At 63.3% G+C, this 1,317-nt stretch carries 1 protein-coding gene; it reads right to left on the reverse strand.

The genetic code is table 11. The annotated features are described in order from the left end of the window. Window positions 1-40 precede the first annotated feature (40 nt). Window positions 41-1,263, reverse strand: a protein-coding gene (locus N5K27_RS28850; protein ID WP_279821018.1) for an IS3 family transposase whose coding sequence is annotated in 2 segments (ribosomal slippage) — window positions 41-996 and window positions 996-1,263 — 1,224 coding nt in all. Because the reading frame shifts where the segments join, the coding sequence is not laid out codon by codon here. Window positions 1,264-1,317 lie beyond the last annotated feature (54 nt).

A 1,317-nucleotide genomic window follows, 5' to 3' on the forward strand; every position in this document is an offset into this window, starting at 1 on the left:
GGAGTTGACCCACTTTCGTGGACGGGTACTGGTTTGATTCTCAAACCGTTTCGGGTGTTGCCTCGACATGCACGACGGCCTCGTCGACAACATCAAACAAGGCTTCGTTGCTCCTTTCAAAGTTCAGGGGTGAGAGGTAGCCCAGGCCGCTGTGGCGGCGCCGGGGGTTGTACCAGCCTTCAATCCATGTGAAGACCGCCATGCGGGCCTGTGCTTTGCTCTGGAAGGTGCTGCGCTCGATGAGTTCGCCCTCCAGGCTGGCGAAGAAGCTCTCGGCCATTGCGTTGTCGTAGGCATCGCCCACCGTTCCCATCGAAGGCCTGACCTGCATCTGGCGGCAGCGCTCCCCGAAGGCCACGCTCGTGTACTGGCTGCCCTGGTCGCTGTGGTGGATGACACCCTTGGGTTTGCGCTGCTCCAGCGCCATGTTCAAGGCCTCGAGAACGAGGTCTGCGGTCATGCGTTCGCCCATGGCCCAGCCCACCACGCGCCGGCTCCAGACGTCGATGACCACGGCCAGATAGAGAAACCCCATCCAGGTCGGTACGTAGGTCATGTCCGCCACCCACAGCTGGTTCGGGCCAGTGGCGCGGAAACGCCGGTTGACCAGGTCACGAGCTGGGGCCTGACGTTTGTCGCGACGGGTGGTGACGGTGAAGCCTCGGCGCTTGCTGATGCCGTGGATGCCGGCTTGCCGCATGAGCCGGGCCACGCGCTGGCGGCTGATGCTCACACCTTGCTCGATGAGCTCGGCCCGCACCCGGGGCATTCCGTAGGACTCGTAGGAGTCCTGGTGAATCTGGCGGATGCGCTCGGTCATCACCGCGTTGGCGATGCTGCGCTGTGAAGGAGCACGGTCGCGCCAGGCATAGAAGCCGCTGGCTGAGACACCGAGGACACGGCACATGGTGCGCACAGGGAGGTCGGCCTGGTTCGCCATCACGAGTCCGAAGACTTCGTGGAAGTCGCATCGCTGCGACCGGCAAACCAGGCCGTAGCCTTTGCCAGGATGTCGCGCTCCATCTGGACCTGGCGCAACTGCCGGCGCAGGCGCACCAGTTCTTCCCGCTCGGCAGTGCTCAGGCCTTCCTTGCCTGGTAAAGGCTTGCCGTCGTCGATGGCGGCTTGGCCAACCCAGTTGGTGATGGATTGGGCGGTGACACCGAACTCACGCGAGAGCTGCGCGGGCGTGCGGCCGGCTCGAACCAGCTCGACCATCTGCTGGCGGAATTCCGCCGGGTACGGCGGTCGTACTTTGGACATTTGCGACTCCTTGAACACAAAGAATGATGTGTTCACGGAAACGGGTCAACTCCA

Origin of the sequence: Pigmentiphaga sp. GD03639 (assembly GCF_029845405.1) — a bacterium.
Classification (GTDB): Bacteria; Pseudomonadota; Gammaproteobacteria; order Burkholderiales; family Burkholderiaceae_B; genus Pigmentiphaga; species Pigmentiphaga daeguensis.